The organism is Rhizobium sp. T1470, assembly GCF_042140505.1.
GTDB classification, from domain to species: domain Bacteria; phylum Pseudomonadota; class Alphaproteobacteria; order Rhizobiales; family Rhizobiaceae; genus Rhizobium; species Rhizobium favelukesii.
The window spans coordinates 802,273-826,237 of record NZ_CP148092.1 but is presented as its reverse complement, the minus strand read 5'-3'; the positions used below and the strand labels follow the sequence as shown (position 1 = coordinate 826,237).

Genomic DNA, 23,965 nt, shown 5'->3' with positions numbered 1-23,965 from the left:
AGAGGAGACAGGGCATTGTCTGAAATACCCTCGCTTTCACGAGGCGGCCAGGCCCAAGAGAGTGACGTCGTGATAGAGTTCTATCATTCAGGCGATCAGGTCCCGTGGTATCCGCAAGGCGCCAGGAAACGCAGCCGTCAGCGGCTTTCCAGAGGCGACCTGAAGGATAATCGTTTTATCCCGGTCGAGCTGGCAGATGTGCCCTGCGACGATGTTGCTGCGAGTTGCGTTAACGGCCATTCAGCATCCGATGGAGTACGATATGAAAGTCACATGGGACGATATCGAACGCGCGACGATCGAGGGCGTCTTCATCGTACACGGCAGGTCCATTGGCGTCAGCGGAACTGCAATTGACGTGTGGAAGCGACATCCTGAAGCAGTCTTCAACACAAGTGTACCCACTGATCGGAACACCGACACCATCGACCTTGTCCTTTCTGATTTCGAGTTACCAGGAGAGGAACAAGACAAAGTCGCACAGCCCTACCTTCGCTCTGCCTCGGATGAGTGAGCAAGGAGGGGCTGCTGCTTTGGAGAAGGCGGGCACGTCACTCGTCTTTAGAAATCCGGTATGTGAAACGATTCCTGATTTGGGTGTTGAAAAAGCGCCCTTTCGAGAAGGCAGACCGAAACGCCGCATATGTTTCGGGAGGAACGTCCCGATAGTCGTAGCGGTTCTCGTTCGTGACCAGCCAGATCGAGAGCGTGCGGGTGGCTGGGTCATAATTAGCATTCCGTATCAAATGAGAAGGCATTGCTAACTCTTCGGTTTTCTTGGTGATCACGCACTTCAGTGGTCGAGCACAATGGATACCGCCTCGCAATCGGACTTGAAGTGGTTGATACTTGTCTCCTCGACGCCCTTTTTGGCCTGGCTTCCGTCATCCTGCTGCGCCTTGGACCTCCGCGATTGAATTCTTCGTGAGGTTACCGCGGGCCTTTCCAAGAACCGCTCCAATGGGCCATCCCAATAGCGTAGCGATCAACATTCGATGGATGTCGGCAACCGGTCTTCGGTAGCGAAACTCCCGGTACTCGATAACGGCTCGGAAGCGTATGAGTTCCGCCGCCGCTCTGGTGGGATAGACGGGCCGATATCCAAGTGCAGTTACACATTCTGTCAGCGAGGCGAGAGAGCGCCGTCTGCCGCCGGAAGGCGAATCTGAGAAGGTTGAACTGAAATAGAATTCCTATTGCGGTGTTTTGCTGGCACGTAGAGAAATGTTATTATCGGCTTAACAAAACCCGTTCGTCCTCCCGCTCAAGAACAAGCATGCGCGCGGCAGCGTCGCGCTGAGGGTGTCGGCCAAAACCGCGGCCCACCGGTCCATCCTGACCCAATCTCGCACCGGATGGAACTTGGATATCCAGTGACGTGTTTGAACCACATGTCCGTGAATCAGCACGATCATCTAGGAGGAGCAGACCATGAATTTGGCGCGCAGCCGTGACCGGATGGTGGAGCAGCATGTTGTTCGCCGCGGCATCCATGATCGCAATGTTGCAAGGGCGATGCGCACCGTGCCGCGTGAAGCGTTCGTCGACCCAGGTTTCGAAGAGTTCGCTTACGAAGACACGCCTCTTGCGATCGGGCATGGTCAGACGATCTCGCAGCCCTTCATAGTGGCGCTGATGATCGAGAAGGCGGGTCTCGACGCCGGCGACAAGGTCCTGGAGGTCGGAACCGGCTCTGGGTATGCGGCTGCCGTTGTCAGCCGCATTGCCAGCGAGGTCTACACCATCGAGCGCCACGAATCCTTAGCGTTGCAAGCCAGAGAGCGGTTCGGCAAGCTAGGCTATGGCAACATCGACGTGCGTATCGGCGACGGCAGCAAGGGTTGGATCGAGGCCGCGCCCTTCGATGCAATTATCGTGTCGGCAGGCACGCCGACCATACCCTCGGCCCTCAAGGAACAGTTGGACCTTGGCGGACGGCTCCTCATCCCGGTGGGCGATGACAAGCAGCGGCTGAAGCGGTTCACCCGAATCGGTGCGGACGAATTTGAGGAGGAAGACCTCGGGGGTGTCTTGTTTGTTCCGCTGATCGGAGATGACGCCTGGAGCATCGTCCATCCGATGTACACTGAGGCGACCCGCTCGTGGCCGCCTGAGAAGACGCCGCAAGAACTAATCGCCAACGCGGCAGAGGAGTTCGCGTCGATCGAGCATCAAAGCTTCACGGACCTCTTTGATCGGTTCGGAGATCGCCGGATTGTGATGCTCGGTGAATCGACGCATGGCACGTCGGAATTCTACCGCGCCCGTGCCGCTGTCAGCCGCCATCTGATCGCGCATCATGGCTTCAACATGGTGGCGGTCGAAGCGGATTGGCCCGACGCTGCCGCCATCAATCGTTTGCTTGGTGGGAGAGAGGCCGTAGGCGATCCAGCGTTTCAACGTTTTCCGACGTGGATGTGGCGAAATAAGGAGTTTTCCGAGTTCGTCCGTTGGATGGTGTCCGAAAACGAACGTCAGAAGCGCTCGAGCGAGACCCCCATCCGTTTTTACGGTCTCGATCTCTACAACATGTCAGCGTCGATCCGAGCTGTCCTCGAATACCTTGATCGCGTCGATCCGGAAGCGGCGTTGGTGGCCCGCGAACGGTATGGCTGTCTTAGCCCGTGGCAGAACAACCCGGCGACATATGGAAGAGCGGTTCTGAGCAATGCTCACAGATCGTGTGAGAAAGCCGTATTGAAGCAGTGCAAGGATCTCCTCGCGCAGTCGCTGGAGAACGCCGTTGGCGGCGGGGACGAATTCCTGGACGCGGCTCAGTCGGCGAGACTGCTGGCTGCGGCGGAACGATACTATCGCATCATGTATTACGGCGGTTCGGATGCCTGGAACCTACGCGATACTTACATGGCCGAGACGGTTCAGCATCTTATCGATTTCCACGGATCCGACGCTAAGATTGTCGTCTGGGCCCATAATTCCCATATTGGCGACGCCCGTTTCACTGAATTGGCATCGGCTCGCGACGAGATCAATCTTGGACAGCTCCGTCGGCAGCGCTTCGACGGAATGACCAGCCTGATTGGATTTGGTACGGATTCCGGCGAGGTCCTCGCAGCCACTGATTGGGACGGGCCAGCGCAGATTGCGACGATCAATCCGTCCCTGGTCGGTAGCTATGAGCGGCTATGTCATGAAAGTAAAAAAGCGCGTTTCCTACTCGACTTCGATCGCAACAAGGAGCTCCACGCGGGCCTGATCGACGACCGACTTCAGCGATTTATTGGTGTCATCTATCGTCCTGGATCAGAACGCCTAAGCCATTACATGCTAACATCGATGCCCCGGCAGTATGACGCCTTCGTCTGGTTTGACTATACGCGCGCAGTCAGCCGTCAGGATAATGAGATGGTTCGTGGCCGGGACGATGATACCTTTCCCTTCGGTCTTTGATCCAAAACTACGCGATCAGAAGGCCGTTGAACGCTAACGCAGGGGGAACCACAGCCGAGGGGCGCGTCGACTTCTGTTTGAATCGCATGCGGGAACACGACCGGATTTCGAAGATCGTCGTTCCGGTGCCCCCGATCCAAGCGTCCCCGCGTTTTTGCGGTGAGGCTTGAGTATAGAATCCTATGGTACCGGACAGAGCTCCACTGCGAACTTGCTTGGGCAGGACAGTTTTGATCGCCGCATGCACAAGGCCGCGTGAGTGCTGGCCGGCCGCAGGTGAGTGATAGATCGAGACCCGTGAAAGGCGAACTCCGGGAAATCGATCCGTTAATGTGCGTCATTTGCCCTTGGAACAGGCGCGGCACTTCGCGCGTTAGGCGAGACATCCAAAGGCACAGGGAAAGCAAGGCAAGATGCTCGATTATCAATCCACGGGCGACGCCTCCCAAGCGGCTGATACGATGCAGGTCGTCACCTCCGCCATTCGACGTTTGCCGAGGGGAACATCTTCACATCCGATCATTCAACCTGGGCGCAATGCCTGGCGCGCCGGCGTCGCTGACAAGGCGGCGTTTCTTGTCGACGGCGCGGCCTATTTTTCCGCGCTTGATCAGGCGCTGAGACAGGCGCGGCACGAGATCTGGATCGTCGGCTGGGATTTCAATCCCGATATCCGACTGAAGCCGCATCTGGGCTCGCAAACGCTCGGCGAACTGCTCTTGTCTATGGTGGAGGAAAACCCGCAGCTGCAGGTCAGGATTTTGGTTTGGGGCATGGGCCCGATTTATTCCGGCAGGTCGTTGCGGCTGTTTCGCCCGAGTGCAGTTTCCATCCACCCGCGGATTTCGATGCGTTTCGACTTCCGTCATCCGCTTCGCGGGTGTCACCATCAAAAGCTCGTCTCGATAGACGGCAATCTTGCCTTCCTGGGCGGGATCGACCTTACGGCCAGGCGATGGGACGAGCCGGACCACGAAACTGCAAATCCCCTGAGGTGTTCGCCGGACGGCACGCCTTACGAACCCGTCCACGATATCCAGTGCGCTGTCTCCGGTGAGGTGGCCCTCATGATCGGGGACGTTGCGCGCAGGCGCTGGAAAAAGGCCACCGGCGAAATAGTTGCACCAATGGCGCACCCGCGCGCCTGCTGGCCTGCCTTGGTTCCAGACATGGTGGCGACGCCTGCTGCGATCGCCTTGACGGAACCGGGGCTGATCGGCAAGCGTGGCCGCTACGAGGCCTTCCGGCTTACGCGCGACGCCATCGCTGCGGCCGGCAAGCACATCTATATCGAAACGCAATACCTTGCATCCTTCGGTGTCGCCAGGGCGATTGCGAAGCGATTGAAGGATCCCGACGGACCTGAGATCGCCGTGGTGGTGACAAAGAGCTCGCACGGCTTCATCGAGAAGCTTGCGATGGGAAACAATCGCGATAGGCTGATCCGACGCTTGAAGCGCGTCGACCGCTATGATCGGCTGAGGGTGATGTACGCCGTTATTCAAAACGCAGATGGCGGCGAGCAGGATCTTGTCGTTCATTCGAAACTTATCATCGTCGACGACCGCTTCGTACGCATTGGATCGTCCAATCTCAACAACCGATCGGAAGGCCTGGACACTGAATGCGATCTCGCCCTCGAGGCTGATTGTGACGAACATCAACGCGCGATCAGCTGCCTGCGTCACCGGCTGATCGCCGAACATTTGGGCACCAGTCCAGCCCTCGTGGCCGAGACCGAGGTGTCACGACAATCAATGCTTGCTATGATCGCGGCGCTCAACAGAGGCGCGCGCGGCTTAAGACAGTTCGAGATCAACATCCATCGCGGCGATACACCCCCGTTTTTGGGAACCGCGCTTGTCGATCCCCGGCATCCATATTGGCCATTACAAAAGCTGCGTCTGCGTTTGGGACGGCTTTTGAGCGCGCTCCTTTGAGCGAGCGGCGCTGCGCTTGCGGAGGACCAATTCGCTTGCCGCAAAGACCGTCAGGCCGATCAAGAGCGGCAGCAAGAAGTAGATTACCCGGAACGCGACGAGCGCCCCGATAGAGGCTGCACCCGGCAGGACATGACTGACCGTGGCTTCCAGCACACCAAGGCCACCGGGCACATGGGTGACGAGGACGGCGATGTTGGCAAGCACGTAGGCCGTCGCCGTTTGAACGAAGCTTGAACCCACGCTAGCCGTCAGCACCTGATGCAGACAGGCGGCGACACAGATGAAATTCAGCGTGCCGATGATGATCTGTCCAATCGCAAGCTTGAGATCCGGCATCTCGAAGCGCCACTTCCACACATGCAGCGGAGCACGCAAAGTGCCGGCAAGGACAACGTAAAACACCGGAAACGCCAGACAAAGAAGGCCGAGCCAAAAGAGAGTGTCAGCGCCGACACGCAGCAATTTACTTGCATTCCTGGGATTGCTCAGAAGCGCGATGCCGGCCAGGGTCGACAGCCCCATCCCGACCGTCACACCGCAAAACAGAATAACCTTGGCGACCTCCTCCGCGTTCAATCCCCAGCGCGCATAGTAGCGATAGCGCACGGCACCGCTGCTTAACGCCGCAACACCGAGGTTATGCCCGATCGAAAGACTGGTAAACGACGCTAGCGCTGCTTTCGGGTAGCTTAGCGGTTTGCCGGCGTAGCGCAAAGCCATCCAGTCAAAGCCGCTGAGGCACAGGTAGGAAAGAGCGCAAAAGCCAACAGCTAAAACAAATCGGGACGCCGAGATTGCCCCGAGCGAGAGCATGATCTCACCAAGCGAATACCGGCTGAAGACTTTGTAGAGCAAGTAGGCGGCGAGCAGCAGGCCTAGAATGAGGGCTGTGTTGATGAAAACTCGCCTGACCGACATGAAGGTTCTGCTTGGTGTTGATCCCTTTGCTAGTGGGAACGAAATAAGCCCAGGCGGGTTCCCCGCTGCATGAGCACAATCGCATCTGCCCTCTCGCCATCTGACCGGCGCGAGCTCAAGGTTCTCACCTACAATGTTCATAGCTGCGTCGGCACGGATCGGCGGATTGATCCGCATCGGATCGCGGCGGTCATCGCACGATCAGAGGCCGACATCATCGCGCTTCAGGAGCTCGATGTTGGACGAAAGCGGACAGGCGGGGTCGATCAGGCGGAAATGATCGCGACACTGCTGAAGATGGACGCCCATTTTCACCCGGCGCTGCATGTCGAGGAGGAACGCTACGGCGATGCGATCGTCACCGCGCTTCCGATGCGCCTGATGAGGGCTGCTCCCCTGCCGTCGATCGGCGAGACACGCGGTGCAATCTGGGTTGAGGTCGACGTCCACGGATGGACCCTTAATGTGCTCAACACACACCTTGGCCTCAGAAACCGGGACCGCAACCGGCAAGTGGCCGAGCTGCTTAGCGACGACTGGATCGGAAACGCCCAATTCCAGGCCCTCCCGGCGATCGTCTGTGGGGACTTGAACGCCATTCCATCCTCGCCAGCTTACAAAGGCTTGACGAGATATTTTCGCGACGCCCAGCTGTTGGCAGGGACGAAGCCACGACCGACATTTCCATCGCGATATCCGCTGCTGCGCATCGATCATGTTTTTGTGTCAAAGGAACTGCATGTCGCTTCCGTGGCGATCGCGGCTGACCCACTGACGCGCCGAGCGTCGGACCATTTGCCGCTTCTGGTGAGGCTGGATTTGGGACGGCAGGTCTCGGACAACGGGTTGACCGGGAACGTGTCACGCTTTGAGCGCTAGCGTCCGGGTCACGACGCTGCGGCGATCGGCCGTCCTCGCCAACATTGACTGCCCCCGCGAGATCCTCAAAAACCGCCCCGATGCTCTCCAGGGCTTTCATACCACATCGTTTCATTTCTCAGACTGGAACTTTTGCCGGGGATCGGCAGTTGGCCATTGAATACAATGCTGCGGAGGATGCTTGATGCACTTCATGCGCAACATCGCAGCCGGTCTGGTTCTCCTTGTTACGACGAATGCTTTTGGTCAAAGCACGACAAAGCCGTTTCCAGAAGGATGTCAGGCTCCGTCGCAACAGGAATTGCAGAGAGGTTCACCTTCTCGCCGCGGTGGTGATGCAGATTTGTCCCGTTGCAATGGCGTGCTCATACCGCCAGCATCGGGCGACGAGGGTCTGGAGCAGCCGGCTCCTTCCACCGGTACCCTGCGCGTCATCCCTCCGAGCAAAGCTCCGGGTCAGCAGCACAATCTGCCTGAACCGCAGTAGGGTTGTGAACGGAACACCGAACAGGCGGTCAGAAGACAAATTGAGGCCAGACCTCGTTGGGCAACGTCTTATTGCCATCCCTGCGCGCGCCACTGCTCGGCGCGTTCATCGATATCAATGCTTCCCTTGTCAGCCAGGATCTTCAGGACCGCGTCATGTCGGGCTTGGTCCTTGACCTGCACGCTGACAAGAAACCCTCCGCGCCTAAGCGCTTCGGCATAGACGTTTCGTTGCTCCTGCGTGAAGAAGAATTTTTCGACTGCGTCCAGAAAGCCTCCATGATCCTTGGGAAGCGAATCGGTGCCATGTCCACGGGTGATGGTTACGGCATCGTTTGCAATTCCCGAGGCAATCACTTCTTCGGCGGCGTGCTCCGCATCCCGCTCGTCATCGAAAATTGCGCTAATTGTTTGTCCTGTCGGATCGACCATCGAGGTGCTCCTCTTGCGTTAAGATCCTAACTGACGAGGCGATGATCTGTTCCCCTTCTGCTGGCCCGCATGGCCGTACTTATGCGGAGGCGACAACGATTTTTCGCTGTCCCTTGGTAGATCAAGAGCCCGCGTCAGTCGCGCTTGCAGCGCACCAGCCCTCACGCGTGTGCGACCGGGTCGTTGCGAGGTAATCTGTCGATCACCTCCATGACATGCTGAACGCTGACTGGTCGCCTCGAGCGAAACTTTATGGCACCGTCAGGGCTGACGAGTATAGCTTCGAATTCCTCAGGCGAAGGACCGTCAAGATCGGCGCGGATCTGGTCCGCGCTAATATCAGCAAGGGCTTCGAAACTGGAGAAAACGCCGCCGCCGGCGACACGCAAAAGCGCAATGTGCCGCGATGCCAGCGCTTCATGCTGGTTGGCAAGATATTCCTCCTGCAATTCGGGGAGGTCATCAGCCGAGCCCTCGAATAGAACAAGGACGTGGCACTTGTTGCGAAACGAGACAAGACTTGGGCATGGATCGTAGAGTGCCGGGGAAGCCCCTATGATCTCTTTGATAAACGACTTGAGCATGGCTCTGCTCCTGCTTCCATCCCGTCCCGTGTGGAAAGACGGAAGCTTTCGCTGCTACCGGCCCGCGCGCGGAATGTCGGGCACTGAGAGTGATCTCGATCGGCGAAGGCCAGCGCAGCACGGTTGCGTGTTAATGCGAGACGCGCTCGGGCTTTCCGCGCCGTTTTGTCGAAGCGAACTCCTCGAGTTGCTTCTCGCTCATGGAGTCCACCATTTCTTTGGATGCCCCTTTGAGCCTGCTCTTCGGTGTTTGACCACGCTTTGCCGCAAGGGCGGCACCAGCGGCCTTCTGCTGCGCTTTGGATTTTGCGGGCATTTTTCTTCTCCTTTTTGTTATGCAAGGTAACTGTCCACGGCCGACAAAGTTCCTGCCTCAGGTGCGAGTGCATCGTGAATACAGACAGCGTCCGGTCGTGTTTCCTCGGATCGCTGAAGGGTCGAGGCGCTCTGATCAATTTCGAGGCATTTTTACCTGTTACTGCTCCAGGTTATGCATCAAACGCGCGGTTCGCGACCAAACAAGAACGCCCGTGGCAACCGCAAAGGCCCTGGACGACCCCACCGCAAAGCAGCGCGAAGAGCATCGAGTTGGCCCGAGCGCTCCGTCTGTCGGTCAGAGCCTCGTGCGACGGCGTTCAGAGCTATCCTGGGAACCATCTGGAAACGACAACCGTTTCACTCACGCGACGCCACCGCACGAGCCACAGCGCAGCCGGCGGCCGCGCTTGATCCACCTCTCGGCAGTTATGCCACTTGCAACGCTATTCGACGGTCAAGGGTAATCTCATGGAAAATCAGTCCGCCAATGCGGTACTTGCCACGCAAACCGCCTTTGATCAGGCCACTGCCCTTGCGGTAACATACGGCTTCTCGATCTAGGCGCGATTGTGCTTCTCGTCGGCGGTTGGATCCTCTCGGGCGTGATCAGCCGTTCGGCCTTTCGCGTGATCTCGAGGATCCATGGAATCGATGAGACGCTGGCGCGCTTCTTCCAGAACCTTTTCCACTATGGACTGCTCATATTGGTCTTCGTGACGGTGCTTGGGCAGTTTGGCGTTCAGACCGCCTCGATCATCGCTGCTCTGGGTGCTGCGGGTCTCGCCCTTGGCCTTGCACTGCAAGGTACGCTGCAAAACATCGCGGCAGGTATCATGCTTCTCGTCTTGCGGCCCTTCCGCGTTGGAGAATATATCGAGACGGCAAGTGTTAAAGGGTTCATCCGCGAGATAGGCCTCTTCGCCACCGAGATGAAGACGACCGACGGGTTATATCTCATGGCGCCCAATTCAACACTTTGGAACACCCCGATCGTCAATCACAGCCGCGAGGCAAATCGGCGCCAGGAACTGTCGGTTGCCATCGGCAATGAAGCGGACCTTGGGGCGGCAAAGCAGGCGGTTCTGGGGATCGTTTCATCAGACGAGAGAGTGAGGGCAGAGCCTGCCCCGCGGGTTTTCGCTGACGATCTGACAGCCGACCAGACCGTCCTGAAGGTCGAGTACTGGGTAAAGACGCGCGAATGGACCGAGACACGCCACGATGTCATCGATCGACTGAAGTCGGGCCTCGTCGACGAAGGCATTGCGATCAAGTAGCCGATCAATTGGAAAACATAACTGCCCGCGCGTCGGAGTTTCATCATGCGGTACCGACGAGGACACGGCATGTGGCCGGCTCGCACCTGACTGCGGCCGTGCGCGCTTGGTCTTTCAAGAGCCGATGAGGCGTTGATTTTGCCTCGATCCGGACGAGGCATTCGGTGCCTTCGCAACCAATTTGCGTACCGCCCGATCAAGTGCCGGCCAAGTCGGCGCCGGACGAGAGCCGGAGATCAATTCCGACGAGAGCCATCAGCCACCCGGTTGGCCTCGGCAAGCGACCCCCTCGTTCCCTCTATGGTTCGGTCTGTGGCGCGATGCGTTGCTTTCTCACCCCCGCCCCTATCTCTATCTTTTGGGGCTGATGATATGCGACGTCAGGAAAGGAACATAGGATGAGGCAGATTGTAATTTCGCTTCTTGCTGCAGCCGCCGTTGTTGGATGCACTCCCACAGAACAGGGTGCTGGAATCGGCGCTGCGACCGGCGCTGTTGTTGGAGGCGTCGCGACCGGCAATGTGCGAGGGGCTGCAATTGGTGCTGCCGTCGGAGGCGCCGCAGGTGCCGTTATCGGCAACGTCGCCGGTCAGCCTGGCCAGTGCTATTACCGCGACGCGTATGGCCGCAGATATGTCGCTGCCTGCCCGCGTTGATCCATTGAGGATGGTCTGATGGTGTCAAGCGAGCAGCTTAAAGCGGCAAGGGCCTTGCTGCGATGGAATCGAAGCCAGCTGGCCGAAGCGTCTGGCCTGTCTGTATCAGTCATCGACCGGCTGGAGAGCCAGCCGGGGGAACTGGTTAGCCCTTCCCCGGAAACCGAAGCGCTCGTTCGGGTCCTCGGGATAGCTGGTGTCATGTTCTTCGATGAGGGACCGGTCGACGGCGGACCCGGTGTCCGATTGCTCATCAAGCCCTCCGCGGCCATCGACATCAACGAGGACGAAACCGTCCAATATAAGGAGTATCTTGAAAATGACGCTCCTCCGGGCGCTGGCGGTTGAGAGACCGCTAAGCGCGGCTTGTCGCGTCGTGTCCCTGGAAGCGTCGATCGCGGATTTCTAAGCCCCGGTGCTGGCTGCGGCCGTCATGATCTTCGGAACAAAGAAAGTGCATGGCTGTTTCGCCTGAGCCGCTTTGCGACATGCTGACCAGGAGAGGAACGGCGCGCTTCAAAGGACTGCGCCTTTTCGGGTTGCGGGAGGGCTTCATGCAGGTGCCAACATCGACATATCGGCTGCAATTTCGGAACGGAATGACGTTCACAAATGCCTGTTCGATCATCCCCTATCTCAAGAGGATCGGCGTCAGTCACCTATACGCGTCCCCTCTCTTCATGGCGACGGAAGGATCGACCCACGGTTACGACATTGTGGACCAAAACAGAATTGATCCGGCGATCGGAGGAGCCGGCGGTTTTGAACGGCTGGTAGCCGCACTCAAAGCAGCCGAAATGCAGCTTATCCTCGACATTGTGCCCAATCACATGGCTGCCTCGCTTGAAAACCCTTGGTGGCGCAGCCTGCTCGAGCTCGGCCCCGATAGTCCCTACGCAACCTATTTCGATGTCGATTGGACGAGACCAATCACTCTTCCCGTTCTCGACGATCCATTTTCGCAAGCCCTGGCGTCTGGCACTATCGGACTTTCTGGCCCATCCGCAACTGGGACGTCCAGCCTTACGCATGGCATGCTCCCCTATCCGCTTCGGCCGGAGAGCGCTGCGCGGGTCATGGCTCTCGTAAGCTCGGGTCGTGCCTCCCTTGACGAACTTGCCGCCGATCACGCATTCATGGACGCTCTACACCGGGAGCAGCACTGGCACTTCATCCCGTGGAGGGACGCTCGACAGCGCATTAGCTACAGGCGGTTCTTTGAAGTCGCCGGCCTGGTCGGGCTTCGCGTCGAAGATCAAGACGTTTTCAACGAGACGCATCGGCTGATCATTGAACTTGTCCACTCAGGGAAGGTCCAGGGCCTTCGCGTTGATCACGTGGACGGCCTTTCCGATCCGGCGGACTATCTTGCAAAACTTCGGAAGGCTGTCGGTCGGAGCGCATATATAATCGTCGAGAAGATCCTTGCGCAAAACGAGACGATGCCAACGGCTTGGCCCGTGTCCGGCACAACCGGATATGAAGTCATTGCAAGCTTCGCAGACCTGTTCGTGGAGCGAGAGGGCCTTGAGCTGCTCGACAAGGCTTATCGAGCAGTGGCGCCGACACGCGTGGACTTTGACCTTGGCAGAAAAGAGGCAAAGCGCGCCATGGTGGAGTGCAACTTTGCCGGTGAGCGCGCCAGGCTGACCGATCTTGCTATGGCCGTGGGGCCCCAATTGCAGCGCGCCACCGCCGACGAGGCGATCGCCGGCATCCTGGTGGCGTTTCCAGTCTACCGAACCTACGGCGCGACAGGCCCGCTCGAGGGCCCCGACCGGGTCATGTTTGAAAGCGTGCTCGCCGATGCCGCTAGGAACGCCGAAGAACCTGACGCTGTTTGGGTGATCGGTCGCGCGATCCTCGACCCCGATGACAACGCCAATGCTCTCGAACTTCGCAGGCGTTTGCAGCAGCTGAGCGGCCCGGTGATGGCAAAGGCGATGGAGGACACCCTGTTTTATCGCTACAATCGCTTGCTTGGGCTGAATGAAGTCGGCGGTGACCCGGACACGGTCGGCAGTGAGCCGGACGAATTTCATAGGGCGATGCGCCAACGTGCGATGCTGCAGCGGGGGCTGTCGGCAACCTCGACACATGACACCAAGCGTGGCGAAGATGCACGCGCGCGCCTCTATGCCCTGACCGAACACGCTGCGGACTGGGTAGCCGGTTTCAATCGATGGCAACAGCTCAATCGGGCTTTCATTGTCGATACTGCGGACGGACCATGGCCCGAACCCAATACACAATGGATGCTCTACCAGGCTCTGGCGGGCATCTGGCCGCAGGATATCGAAGACATCAATGGCGTGTTGAGCGACCGTTTCAAGGACTACGCGCAAAAAGCCATCCGGGAGGCCAAGACATACACAGACTGGGACGAACCAAATGAGCGCTATGAGACCGCGGTCCTCGACTTTGTAGGCGGGCTGTTGTGCAAGGAGAACCAAGCCTTTCGAACTGACTTCGATCACGCGATAAGGCGCGTCATTGCTGCCGGACACATGAACAGCCTGGCCCAGACATTGCTCAAGCTAACCATCCCCGGCGTGCCTGACATCTACCAGGGATCGGAGGGACCGGAACTCAGCCTCGTCGATCCCGACAATCGCCGGCCTGTCGACTTCCACCGCTTGGAGGTGATGTTATCGTCGAAAGCCGCGGACGGTGGAGATGTCTGGCAGAAAAAGCAGACATTGATCGCAACAGGCCTGACGCTTCGTCAGGCGCGGCCCGAACTCTATGATCGCGGCGACTACCTGCCCCTTAACGTACGAGGGCAAAGGCACCGGCATATCGTCGCGTTCGCCCGTCATGACAAGCGGCAGTTTTCCATAACGATCGTTCCCCGACTGATTTCGCGGCACATCGATGCGATCACATTGCGCACGAAACCTGGCTATTGGGGTGATACCCTGATTGAGCTGCCCGCCCAGCTCAACGCGGCGCGCCGAGATATCCTGGCCGACAGCGCGGTTGACAGAGGGCCTGCAATCGACATCGAGACTGCATTTCGAACACAGCCCTTCGCCCTCTTGATATCGGCGGACTGAAGATTGCGGCAACCGTCATTGCGCGACTTGACGTTCCGGCGCCAATGGCTCGTCTTCGAGTGTCCAGCACACGTACCACGGTGGAAGGAGGTCGCCAGCCTGTTGTGTTCTCCAGATGAGTGAACCAGACTGTGGCAAATCCGTCGCGACGGGCGCGTGCGATAGATTGGCAATGAGGTGCAGCTTTCTCCCCTCCCGGAGATCCCAATGAACGTCGATCAATTGCCTTGAAGGGCCGATGTGTCCGCCCGAGCGCATCGTGTCCAACAGCGGGACGATGTGAACCCGGCGCACCGTGATGAGATGGCGATAGAGTTCGAGAAACTCTCTATGTCCCAGCTGCTCGCGCCTGTTCCAATCGAGCTTGGCAGATAGGAATGTCGTTTCATCCGTCGGATCAGGAAGCGTGTCGGCGCCTTCCTCGTCAAAGCCAGGCAGTCGGTGCAACTCCTCGCGCCGCCCCTTGCGCACGGTCGCATTCAGCTCATCGTTGAAATCGCAGAAATAGGGAAAATCGGCCTCGCTTTTCCATTCTTCTCCCATGAAAATCATCGGCACCTGAGGGCAAAGAAGGTAGACGCTGGCGATCGCTTCGAGAGCCGGCTGCGGCGTGATTTTATGAAGGCGGTCGCCATGGGCGCGGTTACCGACCTGGTCATGGTTCTGAATGAAAGCGACGAAGGCGGTGGGCGGCAGATGGTCGCTCGGCTGGCCACGGGCGGCCCCTTTGTAAGGCATCGTTTCGCCCTGGTAGATGAAGCCTTCCGCGATCGCCCGTGCGACGACAGACGGGGACGTTGAATAATCGGCGTAATATCCGAACGCCTCACCGCTCGCAGCGCGATGGAGCGCGTGATGAATGTCGTCGTTCCACTGGGCAGTGTAGAGAAGCGGCTTGCCATCCTCATCGCGTTCGAGCAGTGAAGCGGCATTGTCTTCATTTTCGACGATCAGATGGCAATGGCGCCCTCGCGTTGCCCGCCTGATCGTGCGGGCCATGTGGGCAAGCAAATGCTCGCCACTCTCATCCTTGATCGCATGCACAGCATCAAACCGGAGCCCATCGGCTCGGAATTCCTCCAACCAGTAAAGGGCATTCTCGACGACGAACTTGCGGACCAGGTCGGAATGCTCACCGTCGTAGTTGATGGCTGGCCCCCATGGCGTCTTGTGGTGGCGGTTAGACAGGGGGACATAAGATGGCAGATAGTTTCCCTCCGGTCCGAAGTGGTTGTAGACGACGTCGAGAAAAACGGAGATCCGCCGCTGATGGGCAGCATCGATAAAGGCCTTTAGATCCTCCGGGCGCCCGTAGCTGCTGTCAAGCGCGTAGGGAAGCACGCCGTCATAGCCCCAACCGCGGCGTCCGGGAAAGTCGTTGACTGGCATGAGTTGGATCGCCGTGACGCCAAGTCGTTCGAGATGGTCAAGCCGCTGCGTCGCAGCCGCCAGCGTGCCGGCTTGCGTGAAGGTTCCGATATGCATTTCATAGAGGATCGTTTCGCTCCATGGACGGCCGCGCCAGGCCCCGTCCACCCAGCTGTAGCGGCTCCCGTCGACGACTTCACTCGGCCCGTGCACGTCATCAGGCTGATAGCGAGAGGCGGGATCGGGGATTTCCTGTCCATCAGCAAGGACGAATCGATAAAGCGAGCCATGCCTCGCATCCCCGGATAGGAACGTGAACCAGCCGCCAGGCTCAGCCAACATCTCGCAGGGTGGACGATCGCAGATAATGATCCCGACAGCCGGCTGCAGGGGAGCCCAGAGGCGGAAGCGCACACCTTCATCCATGATCTGCGGGCCGAAGCTGAACATTGCGGACGCTCCAAAGGTTTCGGGTTTGGTCAAAACCGTCGTTTGTCCAACAAGTTCCCTGCTGCTGTCTTTCGCTGCACCGAGACAGCGTCTCGGCTATCGAAGGCCCACAGGGCACGCCGGACGGTTTGTGGTCTCTCGCACGCCGCGTTTCAGCATGGACTGACACCGCAAAATCGCGCAACGGGTCGCAATGCCACCGCTGGCTTTGGTCCGTAATTGCATTCACCAATAGACCGGCTATCCAGCGCTGGCGGCGCACAAACAGAAGCACTGCGAAGCATCAGCATCGCATAGAAATTAGAGAGTTTTGTGTGTCATCGCATCGCGTGCCTCTTGCACCTGCGCGCGCCATTGCTTGACCAATTCCCGCCTCTTGCCGGGATAGCGATCGGCCAGGAGTGCTGCTTCAAGGATACGATCGGCGCGAAACATCCGGAAATCCTGCCGCAATTCGCACCATCCGGCGATGATCCGCCTGGAATCGAAGAAGGCGACCGCAATCGGCCATATGATGCGATCACTGTCGGCGTCTTTAGCGTCTCTGTACACGATCCGGAGCTTCATCTGCTGCTGCATTGCCTGACGGAGGACCTTGAGGTCGATTGCCGGCGCCTGCAGTGAAGGGAAACCGATATGGAAATCGTTATCGATCAGCCTATGGCGGAGTTCCGACGGGAGCACTGCCTCGATCTTGGAAAGCGCGTCCTGTGCCGCCGAACCTAGATCCGCATCCGTGTGGCGAGTGACCCATTGCACCCCAAGCGTGATCGCCTTGATCTCCGCTTCCGAGAACATGAGCGGTGGCAGCATGAAACCCGGCTTCAACACGTAGCCGAAGCCGGTTTCGCCTTCGATCTCCGCGCCCATCGACTGTAGAAGCGAGATATCCCGGTAGATCGTCCGCAAGGAAACGCCCGTTTCCTGCGCGAGATGGTTTCCAGAGACCGCTTGCCGATGGCGGCGGAGAATCTGGAGAATTTCGAACAATCTCTGGCTTTGCAGCATGGCCATATCCTAGCACAGGTTCTGCCCGATCTGCCGTGGATGGGCTTGGGCGTGTCCGGCTTTAATTCATACGGACCAGAACCTTCCCGTTGCTCTTGTGACCACGTCCAGAATCGTCAGCATCCGGATCGCGTCGCTCAGCGGCACGATCTCGGAGATCGGAAGCCGAAGCTTGTCTTCGCCGGCAGCACGAGCAAGCCCGTCCAGGATGTCGGCCCTCGGAGTGCAGATGATGGGCTCGAGTCTGCGGCTGAAGATTGCGCGAACGAATTTGCCCGGCGTCGGATTGATGTCGAGGAACACGCCACCCGCGCGCAGGAGGCCAAGGCCGGTCTTAACCTTCATCGTGCCGGCCGTGTCGTAGACGACATCGACGCGATCGCCCATCTTCGACAGATCGGTCGTCCGATAGTCGAAAAGAGGATGGACGCCGCGATCGCGGGCACCTGGCACAGAGCTGCGCTGCAGCTCCCGAAACCGTCGCCCCGAGCATCTGCGCGAGTTGAACAGTCGCCTCACCGACAGCGCCAGCGCAGCCGTTGATGCATACATGTTTGCCCGCCCTTAGCTTTGCCTTGTCGATGAGGCCGTTCCAAGCTGTGACGCCCGGCGTTGTCGGCCGATCGCGGCCGACGGGATGAGCAGGAGCTTGTCGGCTCCGGCAAAAGGACGGGCGAGCGTTTCAGGTCGGTCATAATCTGCCTCGCGGACTTGCACTCGTTTGGTGGCCATATCGGACGCTTTGTCCGGATCGCGCACGGCTGCTACGATCTCGTCTGCCGCCACGCCGCAACGCGGCAGTGCTTCAACCACGAGCCGCCCATGGCAGCCCGTTGCTGCAGTGATGGTGATTATTTGACGAAACTCGTGGCAGCTGCGGTCAGTGCGGCTTGACCGTCGCCATGTACTCCGCGAAGGGCGCGGAGTCGTAGATCACGTCGGTGGAGGCGATCTTCCCGCCATTGACCGTGATGAGCTCGACAGTCACCGCGCGCGGAACCGGATGGGTATCGGCCTCATAGATGATGACGGCCTGATCATCATCACCGTAGACCGCGAGAATGTTCACGCTTTTGATCATGCGCGCAAAGCCCTCGTGGAAGCCGCGAAACGCCTGCGCGCCGGTCAGTTTGCCCATTGGAGACGTGCAGACGACATCCTGGGCCGACACTTTGAGAATAGTCTCAAGGTCCCTGCTGGCGATCGCTTCGATATAGGTGCAAGCGATTGCTGTGGCCTGCCCGGTGTATTCAACCATGGTCATGTCCTTTCGTTGGTGATGTCTGGCTGGAACAGTCTTACCAAGGACTAGTGACACCACATGTCAGCATTAAACGTTGCATGGTAGCGGCCGAAATATCACTCTAGCAAAACATGTAATAGTGGCCCGAGTGGTCGAGCATGTAGATCGGTAGTCGCTGATTGCGTCGCCCAGCAAGCGATATCGCTCCTCGACTACGAGGCGCAACAGATTCGACAGTCATGAAAGTCCTTCCGGCATGGATCGCGGTGCGATGCGTTTCGCGCTATTTGGGCTTCCCATCGCCAAGTGCAGGCGATCCGGTGAGTTGGTTCAATTGATCCCCCACATTTGGCCGCTCCGGCGCCTTTGCCTGCAACCGAGCCTGGCGGAGGCGCTCAGTCTTCTGCTGTCGCTTTCGACGCTCCTCTTCCACCGCCTCCCTGGCGACGCGCTCAGTTTCCTCGAAAGCCGCCCGGCGTTGCTCGCCGGTTGTCTTGCTATGTTTCCTTCCCATCGACTTTGCCGACCTCACGTTGCTGTGCCTTGTCAATCTCATCGAGAAACAGCCTGAATTTGCGGGTCAGGGGTCGGTCTTCGTCGAGTAGATCGATCGACATGACGGTCAACCGCTCGTTCACAAGACGGTTTCCACTATCTCCGCGAGAGCGGTCCGAGTTCTTCGATCAATAACGCACAGCGATTCAAACGGTTCACGGCGGGCGCGCGTTGTACGATTGTGAACAATACGACCCGGTTCCGCATGCGCCGCTCGGCGTCGAACCAAGTTGGAAAACTCGAAATCCTGCAGGGGGCTGCGAGCGGGACACAAACGCTACCGTGCCTGGAGAGTTCCAGGCGCGTTCGAATGGCCGTCAATATCCGCCGACGATTGGCAGGATTTCGCCGGTGATGTAGCTCGACATTTGCGGCGACGCGAGGAAAACGTATGCTGGGGCGATTTCCTCAGGCTGTGCGGCTCGCTTCATCGGCGTCTGAGATCCGAACGTTTCCACATCTTCCGCTTCTTTGTCCGAAGGGTTGAGCGGCGTCCAGACAGGCCCTGGTGCGACGGCGTTCACGCGGATGCCCTTAGGCACGAGCTGACTGGCAAGCGCTCGCGTAAAGGCGTGTATACCACCTTTTGTCATTGAGTAGTCGAGCAGCTGCTTCGATCCCTCGAGACCCGTGACCGATCCCGTGTTGATGATCGCTGAGCCGTTCTTGAGATGCGGGATTGCCGCTTTCGCCATGTAGAAATAGCCATACAGGTTCGTCTTCAGGGTTTCGTCGAAATGTTCATCGCTGAGGTCTTCGATGTTGTGCGTATGAACCTGGAAGGCAGCGTTGTTGACGAGGATATCGAGATGTCCGAGTTGCATGACGGTCTTCTCTACGGCTGTCCGGCAAAAGCTAGCATTCTTGACGTCACCGCGAATGACGAAGCACTTCCGGCCTTCCTTCTCGACCGCCGCTTTGGTTTCTTCGGCATCTTTGGCTTCCTCGAGGTGGACGATGACGATGTCAGCGCCTTCGCGGGCGAACAGAACTGCCACCGATCGTCCGATGCCGGAATCGCCGCCGGTGATCAGCGCGACTTTGTCCTTCAGCTTTTCCGATCCCTTATAGAAGGGCGCGTCGTACATCGGAGCCAGTGGAAGATCGGCTTCCGAGCCTGGTTTGGCTTGATGGATCTTCGGAAATGGCGGCTCCGGATAGCGCCGGGCTCCGGCTTGCATGGCGCCGGACGGTTTTGATTTTCCCTTCTTGTCGGCCTGTTCAACTTCCTTCTGGATCTCTCGCTGTTTCTGGGCAGTGTGTTTCGGTGACATGTAATCCTCCTTGGTTTGAGAAGGTAGAACTCTGATCGGCCCGAAAAGTTTGCAGTGGTTTGCGCCTATCGAGGCGCACGGCAGGGCATCAAATGTGGTCTCGTCCAATCGGCTTGGATAGATCACCGATGGTCCTGTATTTCGAGTTTGGATGTCGCGGGTCGCAATGCAGAAGACCTTCGCTGCGTGTCGGGGCCTGAAAGTAAGCCACAAAAATTCCGGTACGCGTCAAGCGTCGCCCAGCGATAACGAGACATCCAACAGTGAGGAACCCGGGGCGGCTCTCACGAGCAGCACGAAAAGGCCGGTCAGCAAAGCCAACGAACAGCAATCAAAATGCTCGCCGCCGAAGCGGGCTTTTCTCGTACCATCAACGACGCCGGGAACGGTATTCCGATTGACCTGCTTCGCTCAGCCACTTCTCCGTTTCCATGATCTGGACCTGCACCGAAAAGCGATCTCCGAGCAGTTCCAAGGAGGCGTCATGCGTCTGGTCGGCACTGCTGCAGACGGCATCTTTCAGCAGGATGACACGATAGCCGAAATCGACGGCTCCGAGCGCGGCGGCGAGAACGCAAACATCGGTCTCTCCTCCGGAGATGACAACAGAACCGACGTTGTCGCCCGAAAGCGCCGCCTTAAGGCGCCCGTCGATCCATGGTGAATACGTGCGCTTGTCGAAGACACGGGCGGGTGGAACCAGCTTTCGCAAAGAAGGCACGATATCTACGAGTTCCGGGGGCAGATATTCGCTCGTCATTACCTTCCATTTCTCGTAATAGGTCTTCCACATCCCCGGCATCGCATCTGCCGACGCAGGCGGGATGAACCTCGTAAAGATCGTCCGTTCGGGAAAGCGAGATGACAGCTCGATGATCTGAGGTGACACTTCTGCCATCCAAGGTACATGCCACGGGGTGTTCTCCGCGAACATCCGTTGCATGTCGACGCAGAGGTGGATCCAATTTCCCACGCGCATCAGGCGCCCCCGACAGGACGGGATTTGAGCCAGCGCAATGTCCTGATCTCCTCGTCGTCCATCCAGCGCAACAGACGCTCGCTCGTGGTTTTCCTCATTTTGAGAATATCGCCGAGACGACCGGCCCGATAGTCATCGAAAACCGCCGGATGAATGTAGGATGTTCTGCAGACGGATCTCGTGTTAACAAGCTTGGCCGCGACAGTATCGATCACTTCGTTGAGCTGGCGCGCGATGGCACGTTCTGACGTTGCAACGTCGAGCAGAGCGAGCGCCGATGCTGCCATACAGGTGGCACCCCATGTCCGAAATTGGCATGAGCTGAAATCGTCACCTGCAACGTCGCGAATGTAGGCGTTCACGTCTTGTGAGGAAATCTGCCGACAACCGCCGTCGTCGCAAATATATTTGAAGAGCTTCTGGCCTGGCAGTTCCTGAAGCTTACGCACGACGTTGGCGATACGACGGTCGGAATGCACGAGATTCCACTCTTTTCCGGATTTGCCCCTGAACCGAAACCTTACGCTGGGGCCGTCGATCTTGACGTGGCGATTGCGGAGCGTCGTCAGGCCGTAGGAACCGTTGGTATCCGCATAGTTGGCGTTGCCGATGCGGATGTACAAGTTGTCTAGCATCCAAACGATGGTGGCCAGCGCTTTGTCCATTGTCAGCCCCCGCGCTCGCAGATCGATATCGACGCGCTCGCGAATATCGGGTAGCCGCGAGCCGAAGTCGGCGAGACGCTCAAACTTGGCGCGTCCGCGTTCGGCATGCCAGTCGGTATGATAGCGGTATTGTTTGCGATCACGCGCATCGATACCCACCGCCTGCAGATGCGACAGAGGATTGGTAGAGATAACCACGTCGCGATAGGCTGGCGGGATTGCAAGCGCGTTTAGGCGTGCGACTTCGTTCTTGTCGGTGATCCGACGTCCATCCGGCATGTAGTAGAGGAAGCCCCGCTTGCCCTGCTTGCGGGTGATGCCGCGCTCCAGAGACGGCATGTACACCAAGCCGGTGCAGAGTTTCACTTCCTCTCCCGCTGCGTCGATGAGGTGTTTGTCGAGGACCTGGTTCATGCGCGCAAAACACGGAAAACGCTTTAAGGTTCCACGCCGACAAGTGCTTCGCCCCTCCGTGCGCCGGTCGAGCCAGTTCAGCGGTTTTCACAAGCTTCATATCTTCCGATCACTTCGCACCGTGCGGCGAGGATCTCGGACAACGGCGCGGTCGAGCCGTAGGCGCTGGCGCTCGCCGGCGACAGTGCAGTCTTCACTTTGCTAAAGTGAAGGGATGGGGTTGCGGCTCATCGGAGGCCTTGACGCGCGGCAGAATGTAGGCGGCAGCGACGGCCAGCAGGATGACCGCAACTGATGTAGCGATCAGAGCTAACCTCATAAAGCGTCCTCCTTTCATGGACTATACTACTCTCGTGCGACAGTCCAAGCTCCGCCGAATCGGTTTTCGCGTCGCTTTGCTCAACCTAATGCCTAGTGTTCGTGAACGCCGCCGGTGTACAAGCCGCGTGGGATGACCCGATACGGGATGGCGCAGACTCCGCCGTCGGGATCTCGCGCGGGTCACGAGCGGGACAGCCGCGCCTGGCCATCTCAGTTCAGGCGGATCCAAGTCTGTGTCTTGCACAATACTCTCGTTGCGCAGCCCCGAAGTTTGAGGCTATTTCCCGACAAGACGAGCCTGCCGCTATAGATTGTCTTTGTCCTCGGATCTGTGAGCCGGCCGGTATATGTATCGCCCGTACCTGAGAAAAAACCGATCTGCTGTCCCGCATATCGCCCGCTCTTCGCCACGATGCAATAATTCGGTCCGCAATGGTGAATCGCCGACGTCTCGCCGTTTTCCGTTTTCCAGGTTCCCACCACTGTATCGGCACCACTTGCGGCGCTGGCTATTGATATGAAGACTGTTGCAAAAACAGACCTGATCGTCATGTGGAAACTCCACTATGGCTCCATCGTCGCGCCATTACGAAGACCGGCAGGGACACGAGCTGCACAACTGCGGCAAATACAACGAGGGCGACACCCAACCAACCATCCTACACCGTATCCAATGTAGAAAAGCCCGAATGCAAAGTTGCGTCTTCCTTCAGGCAGAACACTGGCAATGAGTACTTTAAGCAACGTATCCTGCGTCGCATACCCGACTCCCCACAGCACCATGCCGCCAAGCGCCACGAAAAAATTTCCCAGGAAGACGAAGGGTGCAAACATAGAAGAGAGAAACACTGCGACAAGGACCACGGGCAGTCCGATCTGACCGTATAGCCTGCCGGCAATCAGGCTTGTTACCACACCACACACTGTTGAGAATGCGAGGAACACGGGGATCCAATGCTGCGTGACGATCCCAGTGCTCGACAGGTGATATGAGATGAGTTCAAAACTCATCAAGCCGGCGGCGAAGAAGGAACCGGCAAGCATGTAGAGCAGTAGGACGACGTGAACCCCGTCGTCGGCGCCGTTTGGCCTTCCTCGAGACGGGACGGGAGTGGGAAACTCACCCGCGCAACGGTCAGAGCGGCAAGCGCCATCACAGCAGAAATCGCCAGCAGCGCATATGCGGTCTGGTAGTTCCCCTTCAGGAAAAGCACGAGCGCAATGGAGAGGGGGCCGATGGTGGCGCCGATTTCATCGAGCGCCGTGTTCACTCCGTATACCCATCCTTTGCCATGCTTGGCTGTCGTGTAGGAAAGCGTTGCTTCGACTGTCGGCTTTCGCGTCGCCCGTCCGACGCGCTCAGCAATGACAAGTGCAGCCGCACTCTGCCAGTTTCCCGCCAGCGCCATTGCCGGGACGGCGAGCAGGTTGATGGCGTAGCCGATGAAGGTGACAAGCCAATACCTGCCGGTCTTGTCCGCAACATAGCCCGCGACGGACCGCAGGCTGTAACCGAGGAACTCCCCCACGCCCGCGACGATGCTGATGATGGCGGCGCTGGCACCGAGTGTGCCCATGAACGTACCGTTGATGCTTGCCCCACCCTCGTAGGTCGTGTCGCTGAAAAGATTGACGGCGCCCATGATCAGCACGAACCTGAATGCGGGGGAGTCGGAGAGAGCGAGGGTTGGTTTGGCCATGGTGCCGCTACCTCAACAGTTTCGCGTA

The 23,965-nt window shown here is 58.4% G+C and carries 24 protein-coding genes and 2 pseudogenes; 8 read left to right on the top strand and 18 right to left on the bottom strand.

The genetic code is table 11. The features are described from left to right. The first annotated feature begins 250 nt into the window (after positions 1–250). Positions 251–514 carry a hypothetical protein gene (locus WGT02_RS25160; RefSeq protein WP_339151210.1) on the top strand — a complete coding sequence of 88 codons (264 nt, stop codon included), beginning with the start codon at positions 251–253 and terminating at the stop codon, positions 512–514. Between the two features lie 37 nt (positions 515–551). Here the strand turns inward: WGT02_RS25160 and WGT02_RS25155 are convergent, their stop codons facing one another. Further along, positions 552–758, bottom strand: coding sequence for a KTSC domain-containing protein (locus WGT02_RS25155; protein WP_082321345.1), 207 nt, complete (start codon positions 756–758; stop codon positions 552–554). A 673-nt stretch (positions 759–1,431) separates the two neighbouring features. Between WGT02_RS25155 and WGT02_RS25150 the strand changes: the two genes are divergently transcribed. Both WGT02_RS25150 and WGT02_RS25145 read left to right on the top strand, forming a co-directional pair. Next, positions 1,432–3,411: a protein-L-isoaspartate(D-aspartate) O-methyltransferase gene (locus WGT02_RS25150; protein WP_208247263.1), complete on the top strand. Its 1,980-nt coding sequence runs from the start codon at positions 1,432–1,434 to the stop codon at positions 3,409–3,411. A gap of 413 nt (positions 3,412–3,824) precedes the next feature. Then, positions 3,825–5,351, top strand: coding sequence for a phospholipase D-like domain-containing protein (locus tag WGT02_RS25145; RefSeq protein WP_208247261.1), 1,527 nt, complete (start codon positions 3,825–3,827; stop codon positions 5,349–5,351). Here WGT02_RS25145 and WGT02_RS25140 read toward each other — a convergent pair. Beyond that, complete coding sequence (locus tag WGT02_RS25140; protein WP_208247259.1) at positions 5,301–6,272, bottom strand: lysylphosphatidylglycerol synthase domain-containing protein; 972 nt, start codon at positions 6,270–6,272, stop codon at positions 5,301–5,303. The genes WGT02_RS25145 and WGT02_RS25140 overlap by 51 nt on opposite strands. 69 nt (positions 6,273–6,341) lie before the next feature. On the opposite strand from WGT02_RS25140, the gene WGT02_RS25135 reads away from it, so the two are divergent. Then, a complete protein-coding gene (locus WGT02_RS25135) occupies positions 6,342–7,151 on the top strand; it encodes an endonuclease/exonuclease/phosphatase family protein (RefSeq protein ID WP_208247257.1) in 810 nt (269 codons plus the stop codon). A gap of 555 nt (positions 7,152–7,706) precedes the next feature. Here the strand turns inward: WGT02_RS25135 and WGT02_RS25130 are convergent. The 3 genes from WGT02_RS25130 to WGT02_RS25120 form a co-directional block, all read right to left on the bottom strand. Continuing rightward, complete coding sequence (locus WGT02_RS25130; RefSeq protein ID WP_208247255.1) at positions 7,707–8,069, bottom strand: hypothetical protein; 363 nt, start codon at positions 8,067–8,069, stop codon at positions 7,707–7,709. A gap of 161 nt (positions 8,070–8,230) precedes the next feature. Next, a complete protein-coding gene (locus tag WGT02_RS25125; protein WP_208247253.1) occupies positions 8,231–8,653 on the bottom strand; it encodes a DUF4174 domain-containing protein in 423 nt (140 codons plus the stop codon). A 130-nt stretch (positions 8,654–8,783) separates the two neighbouring features. Then, the gene (locus WGT02_RS25120; RefSeq protein ID WP_024316330.1) at positions 8,784–8,969 is read right to left on the bottom strand and encodes a DUF3008 family protein; all 186 of its coding nucleotides are present in this window, start codon (positions 8,967–8,969) and stop codon (positions 8,784–8,786) included. A gap of 470 nt (positions 8,970–9,439) precedes the next feature. Between WGT02_RS25120 and WGT02_RS25115 the strand changes: the two are divergent. From WGT02_RS25115 to treY, 4 genes and pseudogenes are all read left to right on the top strand, one after another. Then, positions 9,440–10,248: pseudogene (locus WGT02_RS25115) on the top strand (mechanosensitive ion channel family protein). 398 nt (positions 10,249–10,646) lie between these two features. Continuing rightward, positions 10,647–10,904: a YMGG-like glycine zipper-containing protein gene (locus WGT02_RS25110; RefSeq protein WP_024316332.1), complete on the top strand. Its 258-nt coding sequence runs from the start codon at positions 10,647–10,649 to the stop codon at positions 10,902–10,904. An 18-nt stretch (positions 10,905–10,922) separates the two neighbouring features. Next, on the top strand, positions 10,923–11,252 hold the full coding sequence (locus tag WGT02_RS25105) for a helix-turn-helix transcriptional regulator (RefSeq protein WP_225040134.1): 330 nt from the start codon (positions 10,923–10,925) through the stop codon (positions 11,250–11,252). Positions 11,253–11,458: 206 nt separating this feature from the next. Continuing rightward, the gene (gene treY / locus WGT02_RS25100) at positions 11,459–13,960 is read left to right on the top strand and encodes a malto-oligosyltrehalose synthase (protein WP_208247928.1); all 2,502 of its coding nucleotides are present in this window, start codon (positions 11,459–11,461) and stop codon (positions 13,958–13,960) included. 15 nt (positions 13,961–13,975) lie between these two features. On the opposite strand, the gene treZ is transcribed toward treY, so the two are convergent. From treZ to WGT02_RS25035, 13 genes and pseudogenes are all read right to left on the bottom strand, one after another. Then, entirely contained in the window at positions 13,976–15,778 is a 1,803-nt protein-coding gene (gene treZ, locus WGT02_RS25095; protein ID WP_208247251.1) for a malto-oligosyltrehalose trehalohydrolase, read from the bottom strand. Positions 15,779–16,078: 300 nt separating this feature from the next. Further along, positions 16,079–16,786: a YafY family protein gene (locus WGT02_RS25090; protein ID WP_208247249.1), complete on the bottom strand. Its 708-nt coding sequence runs from the start codon at positions 16,784–16,786 to the stop codon at positions 16,079–16,081. Between the two features lie 61 nt (positions 16,787–16,847). Then, a pseudogene (locus WGT02_RS25085) lies at positions 16,848–17,399 on the bottom strand (zinc-binding dehydrogenase); the annotation flags it as partial. Continuing rightward, a complete protein-coding gene (locus WGT02_RS25080) occupies positions 17,351–17,572 on the bottom strand; it encodes a hypothetical protein (protein WP_245272556.1) in 222 nt (73 codons plus the stop codon). The pseudogene WGT02_RS25085 and the gene WGT02_RS25080, both read right to left, overlap by 49 nt. A 94-nt stretch (positions 17,573–17,666) precedes the next feature. Next, on the bottom strand, positions 17,667–18,050 hold the full coding sequence (locus WGT02_RS25075) for a nuclear transport factor 2 family protein (protein ID WP_029710189.1): 384 nt from the start codon (positions 18,048–18,050) through the stop codon (positions 17,667–17,669). Positions 18,051–18,526: 476 nt separating this feature from the next. Beyond that, entirely contained in the window at positions 18,527–18,667 is a 141-nt protein-coding gene (locus WGT02_RS25070; RefSeq protein ID WP_208247247.1) for a hypothetical protein, read from the bottom strand. 234 nt (positions 18,668–18,901) lie between these two features. After that, positions 18,902–19,858: an SDR family oxidoreductase gene (locus tag WGT02_RS25065; protein ID WP_024316339.1), complete on the bottom strand. Its 957-nt coding sequence runs from the start codon at positions 19,856–19,858 to the stop codon at positions 18,902–18,904. A gap of 370 nt (positions 19,859–20,228) precedes the next feature. Continuing rightward, positions 20,229–20,837, bottom strand: a complete 609-nt coding sequence (locus tag WGT02_RS25060) for a cysteine hydrolase family protein (RefSeq protein WP_024316340.1) — start codon at positions 20,835–20,837, stop codon at positions 20,229–20,231. After that, positions 20,837–21,916 carry a DNA topoisomerase IB gene (locus WGT02_RS25055; protein ID WP_208247246.1) on the bottom strand — a complete coding sequence of 360 codons (1,080 nt, stop codon included), beginning with the start codon at positions 21,914–21,916 and terminating at the stop codon, positions 20,837–20,839. The genes WGT02_RS25060 and WGT02_RS25055 overlap by 1 nt, the downstream gene beginning before the upstream one ends. 193 nt (positions 21,917–22,109) lie before the next feature. Beyond that, the gene (locus WGT02_RS25050) at positions 22,110–22,235 is read right to left on the bottom strand and encodes a hypothetical protein (RefSeq protein WP_258579343.1); all 126 of its coding nucleotides are present in this window, start codon (positions 22,233–22,235) and stop codon (positions 22,110–22,112) included. 212 nt (positions 22,236–22,447) lie between these two features. Further along, complete coding sequence (locus tag WGT02_RS25045) at positions 22,448–22,789, bottom strand: DUF2147 domain-containing protein (protein WP_024316342.1); 342 nt, start codon at positions 22,787–22,789, stop codon at positions 22,448–22,450. Between the two features lie 12 nt (positions 22,790–22,801). After that, positions 22,802–23,281: a hypothetical protein gene (locus tag WGT02_RS25040; RefSeq protein ID WP_225040138.1), complete on the bottom strand. Its 480-nt coding sequence runs from the start codon at positions 23,279–23,281 to the stop codon at positions 22,802–22,804. Then, complete coding sequence (locus WGT02_RS25035) at positions 23,248–23,937, bottom strand: MFS transporter (protein ID WP_225040140.1); 690 nt, start codon at positions 23,935–23,937, stop codon at positions 23,248–23,250. Before WGT02_RS25035 ends, WGT02_RS25040 begins: the two co-directional genes overlap by 34 nt. Positions 23,938–23,965 lie beyond the last annotated feature (28 nt).

What these genes read in the sequence shown, in the direction of transcription:
- WGT02_RS25050 (WP_258579343.1), bottom strand. Translation starts at nt 22,235, where the DNA reads ATGAGGTTAGCTCTGATCGCTACATCAGTTGCGGTCATCCTGCTGGCC.
- WGT02_RS25090 (WP_208247249.1), bottom strand. Translation starts at nt 16,786, where the DNA reads ATGCTGCAAAGCCAGAGATTGTTCGAAATTCTCCAGATTCTCCGCCGC.
- WGT02_RS25160 (WP_339151210.1), top strand. Translation starts at nt 251, where the DNA reads ATGGAGTACGATATGAAAGTCACATGGGACGATATCGAACGCGCGACG.
- WGT02_RS25155 (WP_082321345.1), bottom strand. Translation starts at nt 758, where the DNA reads ATGCCTTCTCATTTGATACGGAATGCTAATTATGACCCAGCCACCCGC.
- treZ (WP_208247251.1), bottom strand. Translation starts at nt 15,778, where the DNA reads ATGTTCAGCTTCGGCCCGCAGATCATGGATGAAGGTGTGCGCTTCCGC.
- WGT02_RS25110 (WP_024316332.1), top strand. Translation starts at nt 10,647, where the DNA reads ATGAGGCAGATTGTAATTTCGCTTCTTGCTGCAGCCGCCGTTGTTGGA.
- WGT02_RS25145 (WP_208247261.1), top strand. Translation starts at nt 3,825, where the DNA reads ATGCTCGATTATCAATCCACGGGCGACGCCTCCCAAGCGGCTGATACG.
- WGT02_RS25105 (WP_225040134.1), top strand. Translation starts at nt 10,923, where the DNA reads ATGGTGTCAAGCGAGCAGCTTAAAGCGGCAAGGGCCTTGCTGCGATGG.
- WGT02_RS25120 (WP_024316330.1), bottom strand. Translation starts at nt 8,969, where the DNA reads ATGCCCGCAAAATCCAAAGCGCAGCAGAAGGCCGCTGGTGCCGCCCTT.
- WGT02_RS25045 (WP_024316342.1), bottom strand. Translation starts at nt 22,789, where the DNA reads ATGACGATCAGGTCTGTTTTTGCAACAGTCTTCATATCAATAGCCAGC.
- WGT02_RS25040 (WP_225040138.1), bottom strand. Translation starts at nt 23,281, where the DNA reads ATGCTTGCCGGTTCCTTCTTCGCCGCCGGCTTGATGAGTTTTGAACTC.
- WGT02_RS25055 (WP_208247246.1), bottom strand. Translation starts at nt 21,916, where the DNA reads ATGAACCAGGTCCTCGACAAACACCTCATCGACGCAGCGGGAGAGGAA.
- treY (WP_208247928.1), top strand. Translation starts at nt 11,459, where the DNA reads ATGCAGGTGCCAACATCGACATATCGGCTGCAATTTCGGAACGGAATG.
- WGT02_RS25130 (WP_208247255.1), bottom strand. Translation starts at nt 8,069, where the DNA reads ATGGTCGATCCGACAGGACAAACAATTAGCGCAATTTTCGATGACGAG.
- WGT02_RS25150 (WP_208247263.1), top strand. Translation starts at nt 1,432, where the DNA reads ATGAATTTGGCGCGCAGCCGTGACCGGATGGTGGAGCAGCATGTTGTT.
- WGT02_RS25135 (WP_208247257.1), top strand. Translation starts at nt 6,342, where the DNA reads ATGAGCACAATCGCATCTGCCCTCTCGCCATCTGACCGGCGCGAGCTC.
- WGT02_RS25035 (WP_225040140.1), bottom strand. Translation starts at nt 23,937, where the DNA reads ATGGCCAAACCAACCCTCGCTCTCTCCGACTCCCCCGCATTCAGGTTC.
- WGT02_RS25140 (WP_208247259.1), bottom strand. Translation starts at nt 6,272, where the DNA reads ATGTCGGTCAGGCGAGTTTTCATCAACACAGCCCTCATTCTAGGCCTG.
- WGT02_RS25065 (WP_024316339.1), bottom strand. Translation starts at nt 19,858, where the DNA reads ATGTCACCGAAACACACTGCCCAGAAACAGCGAGAGATCCAGAAGGAA.
- WGT02_RS25125 (WP_208247253.1), bottom strand. Translation starts at nt 8,653, where the DNA reads ATGCTCAAGTCGTTTATCAAAGAGATCATAGGGGCTTCCCCGGCACTC.
- WGT02_RS25075 (WP_029710189.1), bottom strand. Translation starts at nt 18,050, where the DNA reads ATGACCATGGTTGAATACACCGGGCAGGCCACAGCAATCGCTTGCACC.
- WGT02_RS25060 (WP_024316340.1), bottom strand. Translation starts at nt 20,837, where the DNA reads ATGCGCGTGGGAAATTGGATCCACCTCTGCGTCGACATGCAACGGATG.